Source organism: Pseudomonas sp. NCIMB 10586 (assembly GCF_023127895.1).
Taxonomy (GTDB): Bacteria; Pseudomonadota; Gammaproteobacteria; order Pseudomonadales; family Pseudomonadaceae; genus Aquipseudomonas; species Aquipseudomonas synxantha_A.
In genome coordinates this window covers 265,511-292,034 of record NZ_SPKQ01000042.1, presented here as the reverse complement: position 1 = coordinate 292,034, position 26,524 = coordinate 265,511, and the positions used below count along the sequence as shown (strand labels likewise).

At 59.9% G+C, this 26,524-nt stretch carries 23 protein-coding genes; 15 read left to right on the top strand and 8 right to left on the bottom strand.

Annotated features, from left to right (window positions below):
• Window positions 1-64 precede the first annotated feature (64 nt).
• A complete protein-coding gene (gene ccoM / locus E4P01_RS28250; RefSeq protein ID WP_019817835.1) occupies window positions 65-181 on the top strand; it encodes a cytochrome c oxidase subunit CcoM in 117 nt (38 codons plus the stop codon).
• Window positions 182-332: 151 nt separating this feature from the next.
• Here the strand turns inward: ccoM and E4P01_RS16670 are convergent, their stop codons facing one another.
• Both E4P01_RS16670 and E4P01_RS16665 read right to left on the bottom strand, forming a co-directional pair.
• A complete protein-coding gene (locus E4P01_RS16670; protein WP_003189291.1) occupies window positions 333-1,808 on the bottom strand; it encodes an inorganic phosphate transporter in 1,476 nt (491 codons plus the stop codon).
• Between the two features lie 333 nt (window positions 1,809-2,141).
• The gene (locus E4P01_RS16665) at window positions 2,142-2,342 is read right to left on the bottom strand and encodes a hypothetical protein (protein WP_003189295.1); all 201 of its coding nucleotides are present in this window, start codon (window positions 2,340-2,342) and stop codon (window positions 2,142-2,144) included.
• Between the two features lie 565 nt (window positions 2,343-2,907).
• Between E4P01_RS16665 and pcaR the strand changes: the two genes are divergently transcribed.
• The 13 genes from pcaR (at window position 2,908) to E4P01_RS16600 (ending at window position 15,911) form a co-directional block, all read left to right on the top strand.
• On the top strand, window positions 2,908-3,750 hold the full coding sequence (pcaR, locus tag E4P01_RS16660) for a pca regulon transcriptional regulator PcaR (protein WP_005785864.1): 843 nt from the start codon (window positions 2,908-2,910) through the stop codon (window positions 3,748-3,750).
• A 145-nt stretch (window positions 3,751-3,895) separates the two neighbouring features.
• Window positions 3,896-5,236: an MFS transporter gene (locus E4P01_RS16655; RefSeq protein WP_216090852.1), complete on the top strand. Its 1,341-nt coding sequence runs from the start codon at window positions 3,896-3,898 to the stop codon at window positions 5,234-5,236.
• Window positions 5,237-5,506: 270 nt separating this feature from the next.
• Window positions 5,507-6,364 (top strand): CoA transferase subunit A, encoded by an 858-nt coding sequence (locus E4P01_RS16650; RefSeq protein WP_005785868.1) that lies wholly within the window; start codon window positions 5,507-5,509, stop codon window positions 6,362-6,364.
• Window positions 6,364-7,143, top strand: coding sequence for a CoA-transferase subunit beta (locus E4P01_RS16645; protein ID WP_005785870.1), 780 nt, complete (start codon window positions 6,364-6,366; stop codon window positions 7,141-7,143). The genes E4P01_RS16650 and E4P01_RS16645 overlap by 1 nt, the downstream gene beginning before the upstream one ends.
• Window positions 7,140-8,342 carry a 3-oxoadipyl-CoA thiolase gene (pcaF, locus tag E4P01_RS16640; protein ID WP_216092229.1) on the top strand — a complete coding sequence of 401 codons (1,203 nt, stop codon included), beginning with the start codon at window positions 7,140-7,142 and terminating at the stop codon, window positions 8,340-8,342. The genes E4P01_RS16645 and pcaF overlap by 4 nt, the downstream gene beginning before the upstream one ends.
• A 17-nt stretch (window positions 8,343-8,359) precedes the next feature.
• Entirely contained in the window at window positions 8,360-9,064 is a 705-nt protein-coding gene (gene pcaH / locus E4P01_RS16635) for a protocatechuate 3,4-dioxygenase subunit beta (RefSeq protein WP_005785874.1), read from the top strand.
• Window position 9,065: 1 nt separating this feature from the next.
• The gene (gene pcaG, locus E4P01_RS16630; RefSeq protein WP_216090853.1) at window positions 9,066-9,632 is read left to right on the top strand and encodes a protocatechuate 3,4-dioxygenase subunit alpha; all 567 of its coding nucleotides are present in this window, start codon (window positions 9,066-9,068) and stop codon (window positions 9,630-9,632) included.
• Between the two features lie 188 nt (window positions 9,633-9,820).
• Window positions 9,821-11,116 (top strand): MFS family transporter, encoded by a 1,296-nt coding sequence (locus E4P01_RS16625; protein ID WP_032877321.1) that lies wholly within the window; start codon window positions 9,821-9,823, stop codon window positions 11,114-11,116.
• Window positions 11,117-11,126: 10 nt separating this feature from the next.
• The gene (locus E4P01_RS16620) at window positions 11,127-12,491 is read left to right on the top strand and encodes a 3-carboxy-cis,cis-muconate cycloisomerase (protein WP_216090854.1); all 1,365 of its coding nucleotides are present in this window, start codon (window positions 11,127-11,129) and stop codon (window positions 12,489-12,491) included.
• A gap of 10 nt (window positions 12,492-12,501) precedes the next feature.
• Window positions 12,502-13,293, top strand: coding sequence for a 3-oxoadipate enol-lactonase (gene pcaD / locus E4P01_RS16615; protein WP_216090855.1), 792 nt, complete (start codon window positions 12,502-12,504; stop codon window positions 13,291-13,293).
• Window positions 13,294-13,303: 10 nt separating this feature from the next.
• Window positions 13,304-13,702, top strand: coding sequence for a 4-carboxymuconolactone decarboxylase (gene pcaC / locus E4P01_RS16610; RefSeq protein ID WP_078741193.1), 399 nt, complete (start codon window positions 13,304-13,306; stop codon window positions 13,700-13,702).
• A gap of 195 nt (window positions 13,703-13,897) precedes the next feature.
• Window positions 13,898-15,226, top strand: a complete 1,329-nt coding sequence (locus tag E4P01_RS16605) for a potassium transporter TrkG (RefSeq protein WP_216090856.1) — start codon at window positions 13,898-13,900, stop codon at window positions 15,224-15,226.
• Window positions 15,216-15,911 (top strand): TrkA family potassium uptake protein, encoded by a 696-nt coding sequence (locus E4P01_RS16600; RefSeq protein WP_216090857.1) that lies wholly within the window; start codon window positions 15,216-15,218, stop codon window positions 15,909-15,911. Before E4P01_RS16605 ends, E4P01_RS16600 begins: the two co-directional genes overlap by 11 nt.
• Before the next feature lie 263 nt (window positions 15,912-16,174).
• On the opposite strand, the gene E4P01_RS16595 is transcribed toward E4P01_RS16600, so the two are convergent.
• The 6 genes from E4P01_RS16595 to E4P01_RS16570 all read right to left on the bottom strand — a co-directional run bounded on the left by E4P01_RS16595 (window position 16,175) and on the right by E4P01_RS16570 (window position 25,582).
• Entirely contained in the window at window positions 16,175-17,158 is a 984-nt protein-coding gene (locus E4P01_RS16595) for a hypothetical protein (protein ID WP_216090858.1), read from the bottom strand.
• A gap of 240 nt (window positions 17,159-17,398) precedes the next feature.
• Window positions 17,399-18,298 carry a polysaccharide deacetylase family protein gene (locus E4P01_RS16590; RefSeq protein WP_216092230.1) on the bottom strand — a complete coding sequence of 300 codons (900 nt, stop codon included), beginning with the start codon at window positions 18,296-18,298 and terminating at the stop codon, window positions 17,399-17,401.
• Between the two features lie 82 nt (window positions 18,299-18,380).
• Window positions 18,381-19,631 carry an OprD family porin gene (locus tag E4P01_RS16585; protein WP_216090859.1) on the bottom strand — a complete coding sequence of 417 codons (1,251 nt, stop codon included), beginning with the start codon at window positions 19,629-19,631 and terminating at the stop codon, window positions 18,381-18,383.
• 183 nt (window positions 19,632-19,814) lie between these two features.
• The gene (adeC, locus tag E4P01_RS16580; protein WP_032877316.1) at window positions 19,815-21,272 is read right to left on the bottom strand and encodes an AdeC/AdeK/OprM family multidrug efflux complex outer membrane factor; all 1,458 of its coding nucleotides are present in this window, start codon (window positions 21,270-21,272) and stop codon (window positions 19,815-19,817) included.
• Window positions 21,269-24,430: an efflux RND transporter permease subunit gene (locus E4P01_RS16575; RefSeq protein WP_032877315.1), complete on the bottom strand. Its 3,162-nt coding sequence runs from the start codon at window positions 24,428-24,430 to the stop codon at window positions 21,269-21,271. Before E4P01_RS16575 ends, adeC begins: the two co-directional genes overlap by 4 nt.
• 3 nt (window positions 24,431-24,433) lie before the next feature.
• A complete protein-coding gene (locus E4P01_RS16570; protein ID WP_078820508.1) occupies window positions 24,434-25,582 on the bottom strand; it encodes an efflux RND transporter periplasmic adaptor subunit in 1,149 nt (382 codons plus the stop codon).
• 265 nt (window positions 25,583-25,847) lie between these two features.
• Between E4P01_RS16570 and E4P01_RS16565 the strand changes: the two genes are divergently transcribed.
• Window positions 25,848-26,480, top strand: a complete 633-nt coding sequence (locus tag E4P01_RS16565) for a TetR family transcriptional regulator (RefSeq protein WP_005785903.1) — start codon at window positions 25,848-25,850, stop codon at window positions 26,478-26,480.
• Window positions 26,481-26,524 lie beyond the last annotated feature (44 nt).

Here is a 26,524-nt window from a genome sequence, read left to right as displayed (position 1 = left end):
TTCCCGCTGCGTCTTCTCCATTAACTTAGCCCTATCGCAACAGGGCACGTGCAGGAGGCCGGTCATGTTTTTCGATAATGTGGTTTTTGCCGGAGTGCTGACTGTCAGCCTCATGGTGCTGTTTTTTGTAGGGTTTGGATTTTTTATCTGGAAAGACGCTAACAAGCGTAAAAAACCGTAGGTCTTTTCAGATTACATGGGCACGCAAGGCATTTTGGGCGACTTCGGTCGCCCTTTTTTTTGGCCGATTATTTTGATTGGCAGTGCAAAACCCAGCTATAAAAAAAGGTGCGACCCTCGCGGATCGCACCTTTTCTATTGCCGGCTGGCTATCAGTTACCCAATGCCTTGGACGCCAACCAGAACAAACCGGCCGACAGGCCGACGGTTGCCGGCAAGGTCAATACCCAGGCCATCAGGATGGTCTTGACGGTACCGCCTTGCAGGCCGCTCTTGTTGGCAACCATGGTACCCGCCACACCGGAAGACAGCACGTGAGTGGTGGACACCGGCAGGGCGAAGATGTTGGCAAAGCCGATCATGGTAGCGGTGGTGATCTGCGCCGACATGCCCTGGGCATAGGTCATGCCCTGCTTGCCGATCTTCTCGCCAATGGTCAGTACCACGCGCTTCCAACCCACCATGGTGCCCAGGCCCAGGGCCAGTGCAACCGCGAGGATCACCCAGAACGGGGCGTACTCGGTGGTGGCGGTCAGGTCTTTGCGCAGCTTGTCGAGGTCGGATTTCTCACGGGAATCCAGGCCTGGCAGCTTGCCGACTTTCTTCGCGGTGTCGTCCAGGCAAAGCAGGTAGCGGCGTACCTCAATGCGGTGGTCGGCAGTCAGTGAATGGTAGTCCGAAACGCCTTTCAAGGTGCCCAGCAGCGCATTGATCGTCGGCTCGGTCTGCTGCGGGTTGCAGCGGAATTTGCCCGGCAGATCATCCTTCACGCTTTTGCCCAGGGCCAGGAACTCGCCGAGGGTCTCGTGGTTGCGCTGGTAGAACTGGTTCAGGTGCAGGGTTGCGTCACGGGTACGCTCGATCTGGTAGGTGGTGCTGCCCAGGTCCAATACGAACTGCGCCGGCACGATACCGATCAGCACCAGCATGATCAGGCCGATGCCTTTCTGGCCATCGTTGGAGCCGTGCACGAAGCTCACGGCCATGGCCGAGATCACCAATACCAGGCGGTTCCAGAACGGCGGGTGCTTCTTGTCGTCGAGCTTGCGGCGCTGGTCCGGGGTCTTGTGCATCTTCGACAGCGGGCGCCACCACTTCAGGCCGATCAGCACCAGGGCTGCGACCAGGAAGCCGGCCATCGGCGAGAACACCAGGGACGCACCGATATCCACGGCCTTCTGCCAGTTCACACCGTCAGCCAGGGGGATGTCGTTGATCAGGGCGTTGGCCAGGCCGACACCGAGGATCGAGCCGATCAGGGTGTGGGAGCTGGAGGCGGGAATACCGAAGTACCAGGTGCCCAGGTTCCAGGTGATCGCCGCCGCCAATAACGAGAAGACCATCGCCAGGCCATGGCCGGTGTTCACATTGATCAGCAACTCCACCGGCAGCAAATGCACGATGGCGTAGGCGACACCGACACCACCGAGCAACACGCCGAGGAAATTGAAGACCCCGGAGAAGAACACCGCCAGGTGTGGCGGCATGGCTTTGGTATAGATGACTGTGGCCACCGCGTTAGCGGTGTCATGAAAGCCATTGATGAACTCGAAGGCGAGGACAAAGGCCAGGGCGAGCAGCAGGCTCACTAGAACCCAAGCATCCAGTCCGCTGAATAAATCGATCATGAAGGTTTTCTGACCCGGTCGTAAGGGGGCGCGATTATGCCAGAAAACATCGGTAATCGATGCATTGACTGCTCATCGGTAACAATCTTCGTCGCACAAGCCCGGGCAAAACGGACGCATCCCAGGGTTTTCGGGGCTTTGGCAAGTCTTTGATTTATAAAGCGCAGGCCGCAAAAGGCCGGCATTTGTCATGAAAACGTCATGCCTGAAACATTTGTATGAAATTTCGTGCGCGGCTGTAGGTGACTGACCAACGGGCGCTGACGCGAGGGGCTCCCTGCCGGTGGTGGACCGGCAGAGACAGCAGGGCCCAGCCTACTCGCACCGAAGCGCTTATGGCTCTTCGGTTTTGAGTTCCTGTTCGATCTTTTGGATTTCCTGGGCAAATGCCTGATCCAGCAGGCTGGCGCGTTTGCGCCATGGCTTGCGTTCCGGCTCAGGTTGCGCGGCGTAGGTGGTGACTTCCCCGCCGTAGACGTCCTTGTAACGTTGCTCCTGGCGCTCAAGTTCGGCGCGCAGTTCATCTTTCGTCACAGTATTACCTAATTGTGTGAAGTTTATTGATTGCGCAGTGTCGCGCTTCAACAGTCGTCCTCGGGCGATTCCAAATAAAACAGTAGAAAACCGTTCAAGTTGAAAAGCAGGCCTGAGGGCAGTTCTTTTAAGCGGCTACTTGTGGCCGGCGCGGCTTACGTCCTCCAGCGCCTGGCGAGCTCCCATCCCGATAGTGATACCGGGCCGACCTCTGCACAGGTTGCATTATAGCGGCGCATTTGAATAACACTATCATCATAAAGTTAAAAAGCGTCAACGGTGCAGGGGAGGGTGTTATGGATGGGCATCACTGTTTGTGAACAGCGTCATCATATTGTCGCCACCTGTTCTAAATAAAAGCGTAAATCTGCGCACTTCCCAGGTCATCAGGCAAATCTGAAACTTGGCCGCGGCGGCGGCTGCCCTAGCCTGACAAATTGCGATAATCGCATGATCGTCCGATAATCGCCCAATGTTGCTGGCGCTGGCTTGTGCATCGCGATCGGCACGGCTTGTAATAGCGGCCAACCCTCCCGTGGTAAGAACAAGAGACAGGACCCTGGAAATGAACGATCAATTGCGCAACTCCTTCGCATCAGTGGCGCCGCCGATCGTGGCTTCACCGGCCAAGCGCATCCAGGCGTTCACCGGTGATCCGGACTTCATGACGTCCCTGGCCCGTGGCCTGGCCGTGGTGCAAGCGTTCCAGGAGCGCAAGCGTCACCTGACCATCGCCCAGATCAGCCACCGCACGGAAATCCCCCGCGCCGCTGTGCGCCGTTGCCTGCATACCTTGATCAAACTCGGCTACGCCACCACGGATGGGCGTACCTACTCGCTATTGCCTAAAGTGCTGACGCTCGGTCATGCCTATTTGTCGTCCACACCGTTGGCCGTCTCGGCCCAACCTTATCTGGACCGCATGAGCGAGCAGCTCCATGAAGCCTGCAACATGGCCACCCTTGAAGGCGACGATATTCTCTACATCGCACGTTCGGCCACGACTCAGCGCCTGATTTCCGTGGACCTTTCAGTCGGCGGTCGGCTGCCGGCCTATTGCACGTCCATGGGGCGCATCCTCCTGGCGGCCCTGGATGATGCCTCGCTGCAGGATTACCTCGACCACGCAGACCTGCAAACCAAGACCAGCCGCACGCTCACGACGCCCGAAGCCTTGTTCGAATGTTTGCAGCAGGTACGTCAGCAAGGCTGGTGCATCGTCGATCAGGAATTGGAGCAGGGCCTGCGTTCCATCGCGGTGCCGGTGTATGACGCATCCGGCCAGGTGTTGGCCGCACTGAACGTCAGCACCCATGCCGGGCGCGTCAGCCGCAGCGAGCTGGAACAGCGTTTTCTGCCGAGTATGCTCACCGCCAGCCGTGAGTTGAGCGCGCAACTGTTTGCCTAAGCTGTTCGGTGACCGCACAGATCCCGGTCGGCTCGATTGACGGTGTTTCCCCTGGCTTATTAATGTGCGGCAGCGCTTCAAAGCGCCGCCTAACAATAATGATGACCTGAGGTCATCGGCCCGCCATCGGTGTGGAATAAAAATAATGAATCAGCCTTCTGTCGGTACCCCCCTGGACGTGCAGTCCTTTATCAACACCCAGCCATTGTCACGCTACCAGTGGCGCGTGGTGATCCTGTGTTTCCTGATTGTCTTTCTTGACGGCCTCGATACGGCGGCGATGGGTTTTATTGCGCCGGCCCTGTCCCAGGACTGGGGCATCGACCGCGCCAGCCTTGGCCCGGTGATGAGCGCCGCGTTGATCGGCATGGTGTTCGGCGCACTCGGGTCCGGCCCGCTGGCCGACCGCTTTGGCCGCAAAGTCGTGTTGGTCGGCGCGGTACTGGTATTTGGCGCGTTCAGCCTGGCCTCGGCCTACAGCACCAATGTCGACCAGTTGCTGGTGCTGCGCTTTCTGACCGGGCTGGGTCTGGGCGCGGGTATGCCCAATGCCACGACCTTGCTCTCCGAATACACCCCCGAGCGTCATAAGTCGTTGTTGGTCACCAGCATGTTTTGCGGTTTCAACCTGGGCATGGCCGGTGGTGGGTTTATCTCGGCCAAGTTGATCCCGGCGTTTGGCTGGCACAGCTTGTTGCTGATCGGCGGCATCCTGCCATTGATCCTCGCGGGGGTGCTGTTGGTGTGGCTGCCGGAGTCGGCGCGTTACCTGGTAGTGCGTAATCGCGGTACCGACAAGGTACGCAAGGCCCTGGCACCCATTGAGCCCAATATCGTGGCCCAGGCCGGCAGCTTCAGCGTGCCGGAGCAAGCAACCGTCAAGGCTCGCAACGTGTTCGCGGTGATTTTCTCGGGCACCTACAGCGCCGGCACCTTGCTGCTGTGGCTCACTTACTTCATGGGCCTGGTGATTGTTTACCTGCTGACCAGTTGGCTGCCTACCTTGATGCGCGACAGTGGCGCCAGCATGGAGCAGGCGGCATTTATCGGCGCGTTGTTCCAGTTAGGCGGGGTGTTGAGCGCAGTGGGCGTGGGCTGGGCAATGGATCGGTTCAACCCGCACAAAGTGATCGGGACTTTCTACCTGCTGGCCGGGGTGTTTGCCTACGCGGTAGGGCAAAGCCTTGGCAATATCACTTTATTGGCAACGTTAGTGCTGATCGCCGGGATGTGCGTCAACGGTGCGCAGTCAGCGATGCCGTCCCTGGCCGCACGTTTTTACCCTACCCAGGGGCGTGCCACCGGTGTGTCGTGGATGCTTGGCATTGGCCGCTTCGGCGCGATCCTGGGTGCGTGGATGGGGGCCACCTTGCTGGGCCTGGGCTGGAATTTCGAGCAGGTGCTCACGGCACTGGTGATTCCGGCGGCACTCGCCACTGCAGCCGTGTTGATCAAAGGCATGGTCAGCCACGCCGACGCCACTTAAGCCTTGATGGGACTCAAATGTGGGAGGGGGCTTGCTCCCGATTGCGGGGTGTCAGTCAAAAAATTTGTTGGCTGATCCACCGCTATCGGGAGCAAGCCCCCTCCCACATTTGAATTGCGTTCGCTTAGACGATTAGCTAGACAACAATCCGTTCGATAATCGAACGCTGAGTCGATTATCGGATTGTTCGGCCCATTTCCCCGGCTTAATCTTCAAGCACTTCGGCGCCACCTCAGCGCCTTTTTCGATCAACACCGGGAGCCCAACCCCATGGCTGAAATCCTCACCCTGCGTGATGCGGTCAAGCGCTTTGTGAACGACGGCGATACCGTCGCTCTCGAAGGTTTTACCCACCTGATCCCAACGGCCGCAGGTCATGAAATCATTCGTCAGGGTAAGAAAGACCTGACGCTGGTGCGTATGACGCCCGACCTGATCTACGACCAATTGATCGGTGCTGGCTGCGCGCGCAAGTTGATTTTTTCCTGGGGCGGCAACCCGGGTGTGGGCTCCCTGCATCGGTTGCGCGACGCGGTGGAGAAGCAATGGCCGCAACCGCTGGAGATCGAAGAACACAGCCACGCCGACTTGGCCAATGCCTACGTCGCCGGTGCCTCGGGCCTGCCGTTCGCGGTGCTGCGTGCCTACGCTGGTTCCGACTTGCCCAAGGTCAACCCGCTGATCAAGACCGTCACGTGCCCATTCACCGGCGAAGTGCTGGCGGCGGTGCCGTCGGTACGTCCGGATGTCACCGTGATTCACGCGCAGAAAGCCGATCGCAAGGGCAACGTGTTGCTCTGGGGCATTCTCGGGGTACAGAAGGAAGCGGCCCTTGCGGCTCAGCGTTGCATTGTCACCGTGGAAGAAATCGTCGATGACCTCAATGCGCCGATGAACAGTTGCGTGTTGCCGACCTGGGCACTGACCGCGGTGTGCCATGTGCCGGGTGGTGCACATCCCTCCTACGCTCACGGCTACAACGAGCGGGATAACCGCTTCTACCAGGCGTGGGACCCGATTGCTCGCGACCGTGGGACCTTTACCGCCTGGATTGATGAATTCATCCACGGCACTGCTGATTTCAGCGAGTTCCAGGCCAAGCTGGCCACCGCGCAGGAGGCCAAGTAATGACCTACTCCACCAATGAAATGATGACCGTCGCCGCTGCACGCCGCTTGAAGAACGGTTCAGTGTGCTTCGTCGGTATCGGCCTGCCGTCCAAGGCCGCCAACCTGGCGCGGCTGACGTCCTCACCCGATGTAGTGCTGATCTACGAGTCCGGCCCGATTGGCGCCAAGCCCAGCGTGTTGCCGCTGTCAATCGGCGATGGCGAGTTGGCCGAGACCGCCGACACTGTGGTGCCCACCGGTGAGATCTTTCGCTATTGGCTGCAGGGCGGGCGCATTGACGTGGGCTTTCTCGGTGCGGCCCAGGTCGACCGTTTCGGCAATATCAACACCACCGTGGTCGGTGATTATCACCAGCCCAAAGTGCGTTTGCCGGGTGCCGGTGGGGCGCCGGAGATCGCCGGTTCCGCCAAGAGCGTGCTGATCATCCTTAAACAGTCGTCCCGTTCGTTTGTCGACAAACTGGACTTCATCACCTCCGTCGGTCACGGCGAAGGTGGCGACTCGCGCAAGCGTCTTGGCCTGCCCGGTGCCGGCCCCGTCGGCATCATTACCGACCTGTGCATCATGGAACCGGAGGAGGGCAGCCATGAGTTCGTGGTCACCGCGCTGCACCCCGGCGTGACCCGCGAGCAAGTGGTCGCTGCCACCGGCTGGGCGATTCGCTTTGCCGACCAGGTCAGCACCACGGCAGAACCGACCGAGACAGAACTGACCGCGCTGCGCGAGCTTGAAGCCCGCACCGCCGCCGCCCATGGCCAAGCACCGGGAGAAGCCTGATGCGCGAGGTATTTATCTGTGATGCCGTTCGCACACCTATCGGTCGTTTCGGCGGTGGGCTGTCCACGGTGCGTGCCGATGACCTGGCGGCGCTGCCGATCAAGGCCCTGATCGAGCGCAACCCGTCGGTGGACTGGGACGCGGTGGACGAAGTCTTTTTGGGCTGTGCCAACCAGGCCGGCGAAGACAATCGTAACGTGGCGCGCATGGCACTGTTGCTGGCGGGGCTGCCGGACAGCATTCCGGGCGTGACCCTCAACCGTCTGTGCGCCTCGGGCATGGATGCCATCGGCACGGCCTTTCGCGCTATTGCCAGTGGCGAAATGGAGCTGGCGATTGCTGGCGGCGTCGAGTCGATGTCCCGTGCGCCGTTCGTGATGGGCAAGGCCGATGCGGCGTTTTCGCGCAGCATGAAGCTGGAAGACACCACCATCGGCTGGCGTTTCATCAATCCGTTGATGAAGGCCCAGTACGGCGTGGATGCCATGCCGCAGACCGCCGATAACGTCGCCGACGACTACCAGGTTTCCCGCGCCGACCAGGATGCTTTCGCCTTGCGCAGCCAGCAGCGGACCGCCGCTGCGCAAGCCGCCGGTTTCTTCGCCGAGGAAATAGTGCCGGTACGGGTTGCCCATAAAAAAGGCGAAACCCTGGTGGAACACGACGAACACCCGCGTGACACCAGCCTGCAAGCCCTGGCCAAACTCAAGCCGGTCAACGGCCCGGACAAGACCGTCACCGCCGGCAATGCCTCGGGGGTCAATGACGGTGCCGCCGCGCTGATTCTGGCATCCGCCGACGCCGTCAAGAAACACGGCCTCACCGCGCGCGCCCGGGTGCTGGGCATGGCCAGTGCCGGTGTCGCACCGCGCGTAATGGGTATCGGCCCGGTGCCGGCGGTGCGCAAGCTGGTGGAACGCCTGGGGTTGGCGGTCACCGACTTCGACGTGATCGAGCTTAACGAAGCCTTCGCCAGCCAGGGTCTGGCGGTGCTGCGCGAGCTGGGTATTGCCGACGATGCACCTCAGGTCAACCCGAACGGCGGTGCCATTGCGCTGGGTCATCCCCTGGGCATGAGCGGTGCGCGGCTGGTGTTGACGGCCCTGCACCAGTTGGAAAAAACCGGCGGCAGCAAAGGCCTGGCGACCATGTGCGTGGGCGTCGGCCAAGGCCTGGCCCTGGCGATTGAACGCGTCTAATAAAAGAGGATTGCTCCATGAGTGACAAGCCTGGTTACCGGCGCCCGCAAGCGGGCACTCAACCTGATTACCTGCACCCGGCGTATCAGTCGACGAACCTGCGTTCGCCGTCCCAGCCGTTGGTGTTCCTGCCCCATTCCTTGTCGGAAATCACCGGCCCGACGATCGGCGCCGAGCGCATCAATGACAAGGACAACGACCTGACCGCCCAGCATGAAGGCGAGCCCCAAGGCGAGCGCATCATCATTCATGGCCGTGTGCTGGACGAGAATGGCCTGCCGGTGCCGGGCATTCTCGTGGAGATCTGGCAGGCCAACGCCGCCGGGCGCTACAACCACAAGCGTGACCTGCACGACGCGCCGCTGGACCCGAACTTCACCGGCACCGGGCGCACCGTTACCGACGCCGATGGTTGGTACCAGTTCCAAACCATCAAGCCCGGCGCCTACCCGTGGGGCAACCATCACAATGCATGGCGCCCGGCGCATATCCATTTTTCGCTGTTCGGCCCCAGTGTGCTGACGCGCTTGGTGACGCAGATGTATTTCCCTGGCGACCCATTGCTCGAATACGACCCGATCTACAACTGCGTGCCGGATACGCGGGCCAAGGAACGCCTGATCGCGCGCTTCGACCTGGAAAAGACCGTCCCTTCCTACGCCCTCGGTTACCGCTGGGACATCGTCCTGCGCGGCCGCGACGCCACGCCGATGGAGAAATGAGATGACACTCAACGCGACCACGTCCCACACCGTCGGGCCGTATTACCACATTGGCCTGACCTGGCTGAACCGCGAAGACATGACTGTAGCCGCCACACTCGGCGAGCGCGTGGCGATCAGCGGCCAGGTAGTGGACGGCAACGGTGATGTCGTCAACGACGCCATGCTGGAAGTCTGGCAGGCCAATGCTGCCGGTAAATATGACCACCCTGAGGATGAACAGGACAAGGCGGTCGATCCGCACTTTGAAGGTTTTGGCCGGGTGCCGGTGGATGCCGAAGGGCGGTTCCGCTTTACCACCATCAAGCCGGGTGCCGTTCCTGGCTTGAAGGGCACCACCCAGGCGCCGCACCTGGTGGTGCTGGTGTTTGCCCGCGGGCTGGTGAAGCACTTGCTGACGCGGATTTATTTTGACGGTGAGGCACTCAATGGCGATGACCCGCTGCTGGCGTGTGTGCCAGTCGAGCGTCGCGGTACGTTGATTGCCAAGCCGGATACGCAGGGCGTGCATCAGTGGAATGTGATTTTGCAGGGGACAGATAAGGAAACGGTGTTTTTCGATTACTGAGTTGGCTGTAGGGCCCCATCGGGAGCAAGCCCCCTCCCACATTTGGACTTGTGAATACATACCAATGTGGGAGGGGGCTTGCTCCCGATGAGGCCCTCCCAGTCACTACATACCCAAAAGTCTGCTTGCGGAACATGGTTGTTGCAAAGTATGTCTAGGCTATAACCGTTCCCACTGAGTAAAAAACCATGACAACAACAACGAGTCACTACACCGGAGAAGAACGCCGCAAACGGATTTTTGCGATTGTCGGGGCTTCCTCCGGCAACCTGGTCGAATGGTTCGACTTCTACGTCTACGCCTTCTGCGCAATCTATTTTGCCCCAGCGTTTTTCCCCTCGGACGACCCCACGGTGCAACTGCTCAACACCGCCGGTGTGTTCGCCGCCGGGTTCCTGATGCGGCCGATCGGCGGCTGGCTGTTTGGCCGGGTGGCCGACAAGCACGGGCGCAAGAACTCGATGATGATCTCGGTGCTGATGATGTGCGCCGGTTCCCTGGTCATCGCCTTCCTGCCCACCTACAACGACATCGGTGCCTGGGCCCCGGCGCTGCTGCTGGTGGCGCGGCTGTTCCAGGGCTTGTCGGTGGGTGGCGAATACGGCACCACGGCGACCTACATGAGTGAAGTTGCGCTCAAGGGCCAGCGCGGTTTCTTCGCTTCGTTCCAGTACGTGACCCTGATCGGCGGCCAGTTGCTGGCGGTGCTGGTGGTGGTGATCCTGCAACAGATCCTCACCGAAGAAGAACTGCGTGCCTGGGGCTGGCGCATTCCGTTTGTAATCGGCGCCATCGCCGCGGTGATCTCCCTGCTGCTGCGTCGCACCCTGAAAGAAACAACCAGCAAGGAAATGCGTCAGGACAAGGACGCCGGCAGCATCGTCGCGCTGTTCCGTGACCACGGCAAAGCCTTCATCACTGTGCTGGGCTACACCGCTGGCGGCTCGCTGATTTTCTACACGTTCACCACTTACATGCAGAAGTACCTGGTTAACACTGTCGGTATGCACGCCAAGACGTCCAGCTACATCATGACCGGCGCGCTGTTTCTGTACATGTGCATGCAGCCGCTGTTCGGCATGTTGGCCGACAAGATCGGGCGACGTAATTCCATGCTCTGGTTCGCCGGCCTTGGCACCTTGTTCACTGTGCCGATCCTGTTGACCTTGAAAACCGTGACCAGCCCGTTCCTGGCGTTTGTACTGATCACCCTGGCCTTGGCGATTGTCAGCTTCTACACCTCCATCAGCGGCCTGGTCAAAGCCGAGATGTTCCCGCCCCAGGTGCGTGCCTTGGGTGTGGGCCTGGCATATGCCGTGGCTAACGCGGTGTTTGGCGGTTCGGCGGAAGTGGTCGCACTGAGCCTGAAATCCATCGGCATGGAAAACACCTTCTATTGGTACGTCACTGCGATGATGGCGGTGGCCTTCCTGTTCAGCTTGCGCCTGCCTAAACAGGCGGCGTACCTGCATCACGATTTGTAAGGGATGAGTTATGACGCTGCGCACGAGCAATCAACTGTTCGACGCTTACTTCACCGCCGCCAGCATGGCCGAAGTGTTCTGTGACCAGGGACGCTTGCAGGGCATGCTGGATTTCGAGGCGGCGCTGGCCCGGGCCCAGGCTCGGGTCGGGTTGATTCCCCAGGCTGCCGTCGCGCCGATTGCCCAGGCGTGCCTGGCTTCGCTGTATGACGTCGATGCGCTTGGCGCGGCCATTGCCACGGCGGGTAATTCCGCGATTCCTGTGGTGAAGGCGCTGGGCAAGTTGATCGCCAGCGAAGATGCCGACGCCGAGCGTTATGTGCACCTGGGCGCGACCAGTCAAGATGTGATGGACACCGGCCTGGTGCTGCAAGTGCGTCAGGCGCTGGTGCTGATCGAGGCGGATTTGGCGCGCCTGGGGGACGTGCTGGCTGCCCAGGCGCAGCGCCACGCCGCCGTGCCGTTGGCTGGCCGCACTTGGCTGCAGCACGCGACACCGGTCACCCTGGGCATGAAAATCGCCGGTTGGCTGGGCGCCGTGACACGCAGTCGCCAGCGTCTTGCCGAGTTGAAACCGCGCCTGTTGGTGCTGCAATTTGGCGGTGCGTCCGGCACCTTGGCTGCGCTCGGCGAACACGCCATACCTGTTGCCGAAGCCTTGGCCGCCGAGTTGCAACTGGGCTTGCCGGAGCAGCCCTGGCACACCCAGCGCGATCGCCTGGTGGAATTTGCCAGCGTGCTCGGTCTGATCGCCGGCAGCCTCGGCAAACTGGGGCGCGACATCAGCCTGTTGATGCAAACCGAGGCGGCAGAGGTGTTTGAGCCCGCCGCCCCGGGCAAGGGCGGTTCATCGACCATGCCGCACAAACGCAACCCCGTAGGCGCCGCCGTATTGATCAGCGCTGCCACCCGCGTGCCGGGCCTGGTGGCGACCATGTTCAGCGCCATGCCCCAGGAGCACGAACGCAGCCTGGGCCTGTGGCACGCCGAATGGGAAACCTTGCCAGAGATTTGCCGCCTGGTGTCCGGCGCCTTGCAACAGGCGCTGCTGGTGAGTGAAGGGCTGGAGGTCGATACCGCGCGCATGGCGCAGAATCTCGACCTGACCCAGGGCCTGGTGTTGGCTGAAGCAGTCAGCATCGTGCTTGCCCAACGCCTGGGCCGCGATACCGCACACCACCTGCTGGAGCAATGCTGCAAACGCGCCGTGGCCGAGCAGCGTCACTTGCGCGCCGTACTGGCGGATGAGTCCCAGGTGACTGCCGAGTTGTCAGCGGCTGAACTGGACCGCCTGCTCGACCCGGCTCATTACCTGGGCCAGGCCCAGACCTGGGTCACGCGTGCCGTGACTGAACACTTTGCTTTGACTGCCTGAGGAGACCGCTGTGGCTTTTGTACAACTCGCCGAGGGCGAATTGCATTACCAATTGGACGGGCCGGGGGATGCACCGGTGCTGGTACTGTCCAACTCCCTGGGCACCGACCTGCATATGTGGGACGTGCAGATTCCGGCGTTCACCGAGCATTTTCGCGTGTTGCGTTTCGATACCCGCGGTCACGGCAAATCCCTGGTCACCGAGGGGCCGTACAGCATCGAACAACTGGGGCGAGACGTGCTTGCGTTGCTGGATGCGCTGGATATCCAGCGCGCGCATTTTTGCGGCCTGTCCATGGGCGGCTTGATCGGCCAATGGCTGGGCATCCACGCCGGCGAGCGTTTGCGGCGTCTGGTGGTGTGCAATACCGCCGCCAAGATCGGCACGCCTGAGGTTTGGAACCCGCGCATCGAAATGGTCCTGCGTGACGGCGCCGCTGCGATGGTGGCGTTACGCGATGCTTCGATTGCGCGCTGGTTTACCGCGGATTTCGCTGCGGCCAACCCGCACCAGGCCAAGCAGATCACCGACATGCTCGCGGCCACATCGCCCGAGGGCTACGCCGCCAATTGCGGCGCCGTGCGCGACGCGGATTTTCGTGAGCAACTGTCGTTGATCAAGGTGCCTACCCTGGTGATTGCCGGCACTGAAGATGCGGTGACACCGCCGGCTGGCAGCCACTTTATCCAGCACCATGTGCAGGGCGCCGAATACGCCGAGTTCTATGCGGCGCACCTGTCCAACGTGCAAGCCGGCGCTGCCTTCAGCGACCGCGTGATCAACTTTCTGCTGGCTCGCTGAGGAGCGTTTTGTGGACGAGAAACAACGTTACGCCGATGGCCTGCAGGTGCGCCGCGAAGTGCTGGGCGATGCTCATGTCGACCGCAGCCTTAATGCCCTCACCGAGTTCAACAGCGAGTTCCAGGAAATGATCACGCGCCATGCCTGGGGCGATATCTGGACGCGCCCCGGGCTGCCTCGGCATACCCGCAGCCTGATCACCATCGCCATGTTGATCGGCATGAACCGCAGTGAAGAGCTCAAGCTGCACCTGCGTGCGGCCGCCAGCAATGGTGTGACCCGCGCCGAGATCAAGGAAGTGCTGATGCAGAGTGCGATCTATTGCGGAATACCGGCGGCGAATGCGACGTTTCACTTGGCCGAGTCGGTGTGGGATGAGCTCGGGGTTGAGTCCCGCCAGCCTGACTGAATGATCATCGAGTGAAATCTCTTACGTTGAATAGTTTTTCAACGGCATATACTGCCAATCCCAGTGCGGATGATGTTGAGTTAGAGCTGACGCTGACTGCTTCAGTTGTGCCTATCGATATCAAGCGAGTGATATAGAGGTCAGGTTTCTCGAGCGCTGTGCATTTTCCTGACACGACATGAGCCCTGACGCCCAATGAAATTAATGCTTCATCCAGCCAGGGCGGTTGCCTTGGTGTTCCTGGCAGCGATTGTGGCTGGAACGGTCATTTTGATGCTGCCGATCTCTCAATCCGAGGGTATCGCGGCTCCTTGGCTGACTGCCTTCTTTACTGCGGTATCGGCTGTCTGCGTGACCGGGCTGGTAGTGGTGGATACCGGCACGTACTGGTCAACCTTCGGCCAATCAGTGATTTTGTTACTGTTCCAGCTCGGTGGCTTCGGCATCATGACAGTGGCGACCTTGCTCGGTTTGATGGTTAACCGCAGTTTTCGTCTACGCACCAAAATGGTTGCACAGTTGGAATCACGCTCATTAGGGGCGGGCGACATCGCCAGCGTGGCCAAGCTGGTGTTGTTAGTGACATTCGCCTTGGAATTCATTGCGACCGTGTGGCTTACACTTAGACTCCATTGGGCTTATGACTTGCCGTGGGCCGTTGCAGCCTGGAATGGCCTGTTCCACGCAGTATCGGCATTCAATAATGCGGGTTTCTCCCTTTATCCCGACAGCCTGATGCGCTATGCCTCAGATGGCTGGATCCTGCTGCCGATCATGGTTGCGATTGTTATCGGCGGCATTGGGTTTCCCGTGCTGTATGACTTGCGCAGTAGGTTCAAGCATCCCCGTCGTTGGTCCTTACACACCAAATTCACCCTGACTGGAACGGTAATCCTGTTACTGGGCGGGTTTTTCACCGTGCTTCTGTTCGAGTGGGACAATTCGGCGACGATTGGGCCGATGGCGTTAGCCGATAAAATCCTCTCGGCTGCATTTGCTTCCGTTTCTGCGCGTACTGCCGGGTTCAACGCCCTCGATATAGGTGCATTGACGCCTGAAAGTTGGGCAGTGCACTACTTTCTGATGTTTGTCGGGGGGGGCAGCGCCGGAACGGCGGGTGGGGTCAAAGTCGGTACTGTCGCCATTTTGGTCTTGCTGGTTGTTGCCGAAATTCGTGGTCACAGTGACAGCGAGGCATTTGGCCGGCGAGTCGGTGCCCCGGCCCAACGTCAAGCCATCACGGTGCTCGTTCTAAGCAGCGCCATGATCGTACTGGCGACGCTCTTTATCTTGCGTGGAACAGATTTGCCTACCGATCAGGTCATATTTGAAGTCATCTCGGCGTTTGGCACCGTCGGGTTGTCCACTGGCATCACCGCTGATCTACCCCCATCGAGTCAACTGGTGCTGACGCTGCTGATGTATGCCGGACGGGTCGGCACCATTACACTTGCGGCGTCATTAGCCTTGGGCGAGCGCCGCATGCCCTATCGCTACCCTGAGGAACATCCAATTGTTGGCTAAACTTTTGTTTTCAGAGCAGTTTTCATTTTCCAAGGGCGATAGCGTGGTGGTGGTCGGTCTTGGCCGCTTCGGCGGCTCCGTGGCTCAGTCGCTGATGCGCCTTGGTCACGATGTGATGGGCATCGACCTGGACCCCGCACCTGTCCATGAGTGGGCAGATCTGTTGACTCATGCGGTTCAGGCCGACTCCACCAACCTGCAGGTCTTGCGCCAGTTGGGAGTTGCCGACTTCGCTCATGCCATTGTAGGGATAGGCACCGATCTGTCAGCCAGCTTGCTGACCATCATGACGCTGACCGAACTGGGTATCCCTGATATCTGGGTCAAGGCCCGCACTGCCGAGCATGGGCAAATAGCCCAGCGCATTGGTGCCCATCATGTTGTCTATCCGGAGAGAGAAATGGGCGAGCGTGTTGCTCATCTCATTACCGGGCGGATGATCGACTTCATCGAGTTCGATGACGGCTTCGCCATTGCCAAGATTCATTCACCCCTGTCGAGCCATAACAGCACGCTGGCCGACGGCCAGATCCGTGAGAAATTTGGCGTAACGGTCGTAGGGCTGAAGCGCGCGAGTCAAGACTTCCAGCATGCAACTCCTGGTTCGCTGGTTCTGCCGGGTGATTTGTTAATTGTTTCTGGCCCAACCCATCTGATACAAAAATTTGCGGGTCACTCGACATAACCCGCGTGGCTGCAATGGGATCAGCTCGGTCACCGTCGGCAGCCGCATCACCTACGATTGGTATGAAACGCTACGGCGTCATAGAGGGTCAGCGGGAAACGGATCAGCACTTGGGCTAGCAGGCGCAATCCCGAGCGTAAAAAGAGTGAAAACCCACCCCCTGGTTATCAGGTGGGTTTTTATCACGTACACCTAGGCTCGGAATTCATTCACCGTGCGCCGATGCAAACTTGGCGTGGGGTGAGGTTATGCCATATCGGGGGTCAGACACTGGTTTCGACAGGTTTGTAGTTTTGCGTGGTATAGCGCTGCCTCAAATTGGGCTCTTCTTCACCCGAAACGAACCCGCCGCCACTGTACAAAGTGCCTGCTTTACCCTCGCCCATGTTGATAAAGGCATAGTTCTTTACATTAGAGTCGATGGTGACTTTATCGTCTCCGTCTCCGGCTTGAATGAACAGCCTGGAACCACCTGCTGGATCGTTTTTAATAGGCAGGAGGAATTGTTGCCCATTCACTTCAGCTAACAATGAATTGTCTTCTGCTGCGCTGATACGAATAGTGTCATTGCCGCTGCCGGCGGTTATTTGCATGACGCCGTCGCCGAACTGCCTTGGGTTGGCGTTTGGCGAGAACTTGAAGGTGGTCTCGTCATGTTTGAACTCGGCGCCTTTTTGCAGGTGAGGTGCAATGGCGATGATTCCGGGTTGCGAGAATGTTTTCACGCCCGCTGACTCGGGGGCGGAGGTATAGCCATTGGTCCCGGAAACCGTGTGGTTGTCGTTAAGACTCACAGTGGTTTGGAACCAGACGTCGTCTGCAATCGTGACGTGGTCATCGCCACCCTTGGTTTTTATTTCCACGGTCTCGGTTATGCCGCCAGCATTCTGAACCGGTAATAGGTATCGCCTGCCGTTTATTTCTGCGACGACCCCAATGTCCGGAAGACTCTTGAGGTGAACGTTGTCTGCACTATTACCGGTTTCGATGGTGACTTTGTTGCGCAGCATGGGAACGCCGTGAAAACTGCCTTCATGAGCCGTTGCCGAGGTGATCTTGACGTTGCCGTTATCGTACGTGTGAGTGGTCGGGGTACTGGTGAGGGCGCGTGGTACTTCGGTGATGGGGTTTGATTCGATGGGCTGTTGTGCTGGAGCCGTAGCTGCGGAATTGACGGGTTTATCCATCGAGGAGTTAGGGTTGTAAAGGCTGTGCGAATAGTTGTTCTGTAAGGGAGTTGTCAACATGACTAAGTCCTTTTAAAGGTTGGCAAGTGTGAGAAGGTTGGGCAGTGCGCGGTAAGTCTTGCGAACTACTGATCCGATAGTGGGCGGGAAGGAGTACTGAGTTCCAACGCCACTTTTTTCACTTTCCTACGTATTCAAAGGGCTTATGGTCAGTGGGTGGTTAATAAGGTGGGCGTGGTGGGGCAGGATGGGACTACCTGTCTGACTTAAACATCTTACTGTTGTAACTGTTTGTAGCTTTCAGTGTGAGTCCGCATCCCATATCCAGTTCCATACACCCGGCAGATGGGCCTCTTCATTCACATCCTTCACGGTGCGTGCCAGTGCTGCGCGTTCCAGCATGGCAGTGTCGGTGTAGAACGGCTCGGCAGCGGTCTTCACTCCGTTGATTCGCGCGCTGTCCATCAGGATCTGCATGTATTCCTGCATATGCCGGGCGGTGTAGCGGTTGATGTCATGGAAGGTCACTACCACCGGTATCACGCCTTCCACCATCGGCAGTTCACCCAGCGCGATGCGCTCACGCACGACCGACAGCTGCCGATACAAATTGGCCCGCCGGCGCGGGCTGGCGTTGAAGCCCCAGATCTTGCCGTCATTGGCGCTGAGGTCCGTCAGCAGTACGTGCATGCCATGCCGCTGGTAGGCGGCGAAGGTACGGCGGTCGTAGTTCCAGAACGGTGGGCGTACCAGCATGGGCGGCGTGCCGGTGATGGCGGCAATGTCTGCCGCACCTTCGGTAAGGGTGCGTTCCAGCTCTGCATCGTTCAGCCAGCGGTGATTGGTATGAAACGCCGTCGCCGTGTGGAAGGCCAGTACATGGCCAGCGGCGAATTCACGTTCCATGGTCTTGCGCCCGCGAGAACTGCCGCCGGAGCGAGCGGCTTCGGTCTGAGAGAAGAACACCGCCTTGATCCCCGGCAATACCGGGTTATTCGCCAGATCCGCCACGACCGAACGGCTCGGGTTGTTGTAGCCCGAGGCGCTGGGGCCGTCATCGAAGGTCAGCAGAAAGCGGATCGGCGCCTGGGCTTGCAAGCGTTGCTGGGTTGCCGGTGTCAGGGCAATGGGCGCGCCGATGCAGCCACTCAGGCTCAGGGCCAAGGCAAACACTACGCTCGCTGCGGCAAAGGGTTTCATCAGGTACGCAGGCTCGATAAAGGCCGCTGCTGGGGGGATCAGCAGCGGCAGGCGCGCACCATACAGCAAGTCCGGCGCCGGTTTACAGCAGACTGATGGGGTAGCTGACGATCAACCGGTTTTCGTCGAATTCGTTGTTGCTGTAGTCGCGGCGCATGCTCGAATTACGCCAGCGCACCGTGAGGTTTTTCAGGCCGCCGCTCTGCACGGTGTAGCCCACTTCACTTTCGCGGCCCCACTCCTTGCCGTCGGTGATAGTGCCGGTGTGCACGTTGCTGCCGCTGATATAGCGGTTCATCAGGGTCAGGCCAGGAATGCCCAGGGCGGCAAAGTTGTAGTCGTGGCGCACTTGCCAGGATTTTTCCTCGGCGTTGTCGTAGCTGGAGTTATAGCTGTCGTTGGCCAGGGTGCCGCCACTGGTGCCGTTGACGCGCATCCAGGCGCTGTTGCCGGTGAGTTTTTGCAGGCCAACGTAGAAGGTATTGCCGCCGTACCTGGCAGAAAGCAAGCCGGACCAGGTTTTGTTGTCCAGGTTACCTGCGCGGGCGCTGCCATCGTCCTTGCCGTAGAAGAACCCGAGGTTGGCGCCGAGGATCCAGGCGCCGACAGGTTGGCTGTGGATCAGGTTGAGATACTGCTGGCTGTAGATGTCCTTGAGCTGGGCATTCCATACGCCGACCTGGGTGCGCTTGTCGTTGAATGCGTACTCGGCACCTTGGAAATTGAAACGGTCGGAAGTGAAGGCGGTTTTGCCGAACATCGACATGTCGCTCATGCTGCCGTCGTCACGCGGGCTGTTGGCGCGGAACTGGCCGCCATACAGGGTCAGGCCGTCGATTTCCTTCGAGGTGATCTGCCCGCCGCGCAGGGTCTGCGGCAGGGAGCGGCCGTCGTCGGAACGCAAGATCGGCAGCACCGGCATCCATTCGCCTACCTTCAGCTCTGTCTTGGAAAACCGCGCCTTGAACGCCACGCCCAGGCGCCCGAACTCATCCGCCGGACGGCCATCATGGTCCAGCGGCAGCAACTGGGTGCCGCCCGTGCCGCGCCCGCCATCAAGCTTGAGCGAGTACAGGCCCAGCACATCCACACCAAAACCCACGGTGCCTTGGGTAAAGCCGGACTTGGCGTCGAGGATGAAACTCTGCGTCCACTCCTGCGCGCCACCCTGGGCCTTGGTCGGGTTGGTGTAATTGCGGTTGAAGAAGAAGTTACGCAGGTTGAGGTTGGCGCTGGCATCTTCAAGAAAACCGTGTTCTTCGGCGATTGCAGGAACGGCAAGACTGCCGACAGCGGCAGCCAGCAACAGCTGGCGCGGGTGAAAAGTGCTCATGGTGTTGGACCTGTTGTTATTGGGTTTATGCAGGTGGCGGCCATGGTGCGCGGCGGTATGGGGGCGATGAAAGTGGGGGAGGGCGGGTTGTGGGCGGTGATCGAACGCAAGTTGGCGAGGTAAAAAACCAGGCATAAAAAAACCGCTTCCGGTAAGGGAAGCGGTTTTCTTACACACGCGCTATCAGAACAACTTCAACGGCGGTGCTTGTTCTTTCAACGGCTCGTTCTTGGCGGTCTGCTCATTCCAGCCACCGCCGAGGGCCTTGTACAGGTTGACCTCGCTGGTCAGCTGCGCCAGGCGGTCGGTGATCAGCGATTGCTGGGCACTGAACAGTTGGCGCTGGGCGTCGAGGAAAGTCAGGTTGCTGTCGACACCAATGCGGTAGCGACGCTCGGCCAGGCGGTAGTAATCCTGGTTAGCCTCGACGAAGCCACGTTGGGCATCCAGTTGCTGCTTGTAGGTCTGACGCGCAGCGAGGCCGTCGGAGACTTCCTGGAAGCCGGTCTGGATGGCTTTCTCGTAGTTGGCCACGTTGATCTCTTTCTGGATCTTCGAGTAGTCCAGGCTTGCGCGCAGGCTACCGGCGTTGAAGATCGGGATGTTGATCTGCGGGGCAAACGCCCAGGTACCCGAACCGCCTTTGAACAGGCCGCCCAGGGTTGGGCTGGCGGTACCGGCACTGGCCGTCAGGCTGATGCTCGGGAAGAACGCCGCACGGGCCGCGCCGATATTGGCATTGGCAGCCTTGAGGTTGTACTCGGCCTGCACAATGTCGGGACGACGTTGCAGCAGGTCTGACGGCAAGCCGGCAGGCACTTCGCTGAGCAGGTCATCGGACAGCGGCTTGCTGGCGATATTCGCCGGCAGGCCGGTGCCCAGCAACAGGGTCAGGCTGTTTTCGTCCTGAGCCACCTGGCGCGTATAACGTGCCAGTTGCACCCGGGCGTTTTCCACCGAGGTGCGTGCCTGGCTGAGGTCCAGCGCCGACGCCACGCCGACTTCGTTGCTGCGCGAGGTGAGCTTGAAGCTCTGCTCGAACGCACCCAGGGTGTCCTGGGTCAGCTTGAGCAGTTCCTTGTCGGCCTGCCAGGTCAGGTAGGCATTGGCCACGCTGGCCACCAGGCTGATCTGGGTACTGCGCCGCGCTTCTTCAGTGGCGAAGTACTTCTGCAGCGCTTCTTCACTCAGGCTTCGCACGCGACCGAACAGGTCCAGCTCATAAGAGCTGATCCCCAGGCCCGCCGAGTACTGGCTGGCGATAGACGATTCGCCGGTCTGTGACAGCTTGGCCGGGGTGCGCGAACGGCTGCCGTTACCGGTGGCCGATACCGCCGGGAACAGGTCGGCACGCTGGATCTGGTACTGCGCTGCATAGGCGTCGATGTTCAGGGCCGCGACACGCAGGTCACGGTTGTTCACCAACGCGGTCTGGATCAGCTGTTGCAGGGCAGGGTCATGGAAAAACTGCTTCCAGCCCTGCTCGGCAGCGGCCTGGTTCGGCGCCTGGGCCGACGAATACGCCGGCCCCTGCGGGAACTGTGCAGCCACCGGCGCATCGGGGCGCTGATAGTCAGGTATCAGCGAGCAGCCACTGAGCACGAATGCCGTGACGGCTAGGGAAAGTAGCGACTTGCTCATTGGCCAGCCTCTTTAGGAGTTTCAGTAGTGTCTTTCTTTTTGCGTTCGCCGGCCGAGGACACGGTTGCGTAGAACAGTGGCACCCAGAAAATGGCAAGCACAGTGGCGGTGATCATACCGCCGATCACGCCGGTACCGATCGCGTGCTGGCTGCCTGAGCCGGCACCGCTGGAAATCGCCAGCGGCAGTACGCCGAGCACGAACGCCATGGACGTCATGATGATCGGGCGCAGACGCATACGGGACGCTTCGATAGCCGCCTCGACGATGCCTTTGCCTTGCTCGTGCAGCTCTTTGGCGAATTCCACGATCAGGATGGCGTTTTTCGCCGCCAGGCCCACCGTCACCAGCAAGCCCACCTGGAAGAACACGTCGTTGGACAAGCCCCGCATACTGGTAGCGATCAGTGCACCGATCACACCCAGTGGCACAACCAGAATCACCGCGATCGGGATCGACCAGCTTTCGTACAGTGCCGCCAGGCACAGGAACACCACCAGCAGCGACAATGCGTACAGGGCTGGCGCCTGGGAGCCGGACAGGCGTTCTTCGTACGACAGGCCGGTCCAGGCATAGCCGACACCGGCCGGCAGTTCTTTGGCAATGCGTTCGACTTCGGCCATCGCGTCACCGGTACTGTAGCCTGGTGCCGGGGTACCGAGGATTTCCATCGCCGCTACACCGTTGTATCGCGAAAGCTTGGGCGAACCGTAGATCCACTGGCCCGACGAGATGGCCGACAGCGGCACCATTTTTCCGTCGCCGCTGCGTACGTACCATTTGTCCAGGTCTTCCGGCGACATGCGGCTGGCGGCGTCACCTTGCACATACACCTTCTTCACACGACCACGGTCGATGAAGTCGTTGATGTAGCTGCCACCCAAGGCAATGGCCAGCGTCTGCTGGATATCGGCAAGGCTGATGCCCTGGGCACTGGCTTTCTCGTCGTCGACGGTCAGCTCGTACTGCGGCTCATCGTTCACGCCGTTAGGACGTACGCCCGCCAACACCTTGCTTTGTGCCGCCGCACCCAGGAACTGGTTACGTGCAGCCATCAGCTTGTCGTGGCCGACGCCACCCTGGTCTTGCAGGAACACGTCGAAACCGGTGGCGTTACCCAATTCCAGAACCGAAGGCGGCACGATGGCAAATACCATGGCGTCCTTGAAGGCCCCGAAGAAGTAACCCTGGGCACGCTTGGCCACTTCGAATACCGATTGGGTCGAGTCACGCTCGTCCCACGGCTTGAGCATCACGAACGCAAGGCCCGAGCTCTGGCCACGGCCGGCGAAGTTGAAGCCGTTTACGGTAAACACCGAGTTCACCGACTTGCCTTCGCCAGGCTCGCCTTCCTTGTCGTTCAGCAGGAAGGCACGCATATCGTCGACGACTTTTTGCGTACGCTCAGCCGAAGCACCGACTGGTGTCTGCACCTGGGCGAAGATCACACCCTGGTCTTCCTCTGGCAGGAACGCGCTTGGAATACGGGTGAACATCCAGATCATGCCGGCCAGAATCAGCACATACACCAGAAACGCCGGGATCTTGTGCTTGATCATGTTGCCCACGCCGCGCTCGTACTTGAGTACGCCGCTGTCGAAGGTGCGGTTGAACCAGCCAAAGAAGCCGCGCTTGGGCTGGCCGTGCTTTTCCGGATCGATCGGCTTGAGCATGGTGGCGCACAAGGCCGGGGTGAAGATCAGGGCAACCAGTACCGACAACGCCATCGCCGAAACAATGGTGATGGAGAACTGGCGGTAGATCACACCGGTGGAGCCACCGAAGAACGCCATCGGCAGCAATACCGCCGACAGTACCAGGGCAATACCCACCAGGGCGCCCTGGATCTGGCCCATGGACTTGATCGTCGCTTCCTTGGGCGACAGGTGCTCCTCGGCCATGACCCGTTCGACGTTTTCCACCACGACGATGGCATCGTCCACCAGCAAGCCGATGGCCAGGATCATGCCGAACATGGTCAGGGTATTGATGGTGAAGCCGCACGCGGCCAGGATCCCGAAGGTACCCAGCAATACCACCGGTACGGTCATGGTGGTGATGATGGTGGCGCGGAAGTTCTGCAGGAACAGGAACATCACCAGGAACACCAGCACGATCGCTTCGACCAGGGTGTGAACCACGCCGGAGATCGACTCGGTCACTACCGGCGTAGTGTCATAGGGCACCACCGCCTTCATGCCTGGCGGGAAGAACGGTTCCAGAGACTTCACTGTTTCGCGGATGGCCTTGCCGGTGTCCAGTGCGTTGGCACCGGCCGCCAGCTTGATTGCCATACCCGAGGCCGGCTTGCCGTTGAATTGCGCACTGATGCTGTAGTTCTGGCCGCCCAGTTCGATACGCGCGACGTCACCTAGGCGAACCTGGGAGCCGTCGGTGTTCACCTTCATCAGGATCTTGGCGAATTCCTCTGTGCTTTGCAGGCGCGTCTTGCCGATGATGGTGGCGTTCAGTTGGGTGCCGGGCAGCGCAGGCAGGCCGCCCAGTTGGCCGGTGGCCACCTGCACGTTCTGGGCCTTGATGGCATTGCTGACGTCCACTGGCGTGAGCTGGTAATTGTTCAGTTTGGCCGGGTCGAGCCAGATACGCATGGCGTACTGCGAACCGAACACCTGGAAGTCACCCACCCCCGCGGTACGGGAGATCGGGTCCTGGATGTTGGACACGATGTAGTTGGAGAGGTCGTCCTTGGTCATGCTGCCGTCTTCCGACACCAGACCGATCACCATCAGGAAGTTCTTCACCGACTTGGTGACGCGGATACCCTGTTGCTGCACTTCTTGCGGCAGCAGCGGGGTGGCCAGGTTCAGCTTGTTCTGTACCTGAACCTGGGCGATATCCGGGTTGGTACCCTGGTTGAACGTCACGGTGATGGTCATGCTGCCGTCGGAGTTACTGTCCGAGGATACATAACGCAGGTTGTCGATACCGTTGAGCTGTTGCTCGATGACCTGCACCACGGTGTCCTGCACGGTTTGTGCGGAAGCGCCCGGGTAGGTCACCTGGATATCAATGGCCGTTGGCGCAATGGCCGGGTATTGGTTGATGGGCAACTTCAGGATCGAGAGTGCCCCGACCAGCATGATCACCAGGGCAATTACCCAGGCGAAAATGGGACGGTCGATAAAAAATTTCGACATGGATTACTCCCCTTGACCAGCAGCGGCAGCAGGCGCTGCAGCAGTACCGGCGGGTTTAGCGTTGGAGGCTTCCGTGACCTTCACCTCGGCGCCCGGCTTGACGTACTGCAAGCCTTCGGTGATGACGCGGTCACCGGCATTGAGGCCTTTTTCCACCAGCCAGTAGGCACCCGCGGTACGGTTGGCAACCAGTTCGCGTTGCTCGACCTTGTTGTCCTTGTTCACGATCAGCGCCGTCGGAATGCCGCGCAGGTCACGGGTCACGCCTTGCTGCGGAGCCAGGATGGCCTTGCTGTTCACACCGGCCAGCAACTGGGCGTGTACGAACATGCCCGGCAGCAGCACGTGGTCAGGGTTGGGGAACACGGCACGCAGGGTCACGGAACCGGTGGTCTGGTCGACCGACACTTCGGAGAATTCCAGCTTGCCGTCCTGGGCGTAAGGCGTGCCGTCTTCCAGGGTCAGCTTGACCTTGGCTGCGTTTTCGCCGGCCTTCTCCAGCTGGCCGCTTTCCAGGTCGCGGCGCAGTTTCAGCATTTCAGCCGAGGACTGCGTAACGTCGACGTAGATCGGGTCCAGTTGCTGAATCACGGCCATGGCATCGGCCTGGCCATTGCTGACCAGTGCGCCTTCGGTCACCGAAGAACGACCAATGCGCCCGGAGATCGGTGCAAACACTTTGGTGTAGCGCACGTTGATCTGGGCGGTTTGAACGTTTGCTTCGGCGGTCATGCGGTTGGCGACGGCGGTGTCGTATTCCTGACGGCTGACGGCCTGTTCATCGACCAACTGCTTGTAGCGGTCGCTGATGGACTTGGTCTGGGACAGGCTGGCTTGTGCGCTTTTCAGCGTGGCCTCATACACCGACGGGTCGATCTGGTAGAGCTGTTGCCCTTCCTTCACGTCGGCGCCTTCCTTGAACAGGCGCTTGAGAATGATGCCGTTGACCTGAGGCCGGACTTCCGCGATGCGAAAGGCCGTGGTGCGGCCTGGCAGCTCGGTGGTCAGGGTATAGGCTTGCGGTTGAATGGTGACCACGCCGACCTGAGGGGTTTGAGCGGGCGGTGCCGCTTCTTCCTTTTTACATCCGCTGAGCAGCGATGCCAGGGCGACGGCAGTGACCAGAGCGGTAACAGCTGGCTTAAGTTGCATGAAGATCCTCGGGTCAGGCGCGCAGAGTGCGCACAAGAAGTGTGGAAGGGTAAAAAACAAGCCGTGAGTGGATAAGTAGCTTGCTACGCAATATACTTACGTTCATGGTTGTTTGTAAACTCTTGACAGGCTTGGCGCATTGTTGACAAAGCACTGCCGCAAGCCTCGATTCTAGTACGTTCGGTGCCCATGACGGCGTCGTCCCATAATTATTCAGATGATGGTCAAGTACCATCCACAGTGTCCCGATTGAGGTTTTACTGCCATGGTTCGTCGCACCAAAGAGGAAGCTCAGGAAACGCGCAGCCAGATTCTCCAAGCCGCCGAGCAAGCCTTTTATGAGCGCGGCGTCGCGCGGACCACCCTGGCGGACATCGCCACGCTGGCAGGGGTGACGCGCGGGGCTATCTACTGGCACTTCAGCAACAAGTCCGACTTGCTTCAGGCACTGCTCGACACGTTGCACGAGCCCCTGGACGAACTGGCGCGGGCCAGTGAAAGCGAGGACGAAGCCGACCCGCTGGGCTGTATGCGCAAGCTGCTGATTCATCTCTACCATGAAGTGGCCCTGGACCCGAAAACCCGGCGCATCAACGAGATTCTGTTTCATAAGTGCGAGTTCACCGATGAAATGTGTGACATGCGCCGCCAACGCCAGACCCACACCCTTGAGTGCAACCTGCGCATCGGCTTGACGTTGCGTAACGCGGTCCATCGCGGGCAACTTCCAGCCACGCTGGATACCACCCGCGGCGCCGTGTGTATTCATGCCTTTATCCACGGCTTGATCGGCCAGTGGCTGCTGGTGCCTGACAGTTTTCAATTGCATCAGGACGCCGAGCGCTGGGCTGATATAGGGCTGGACATGCTGCGCCTGAGCCCCAGCCTGCGCAATTGAGACAAAATGCGTAATTGCGACCAGTTGTGTCAACAGTAAAGCCT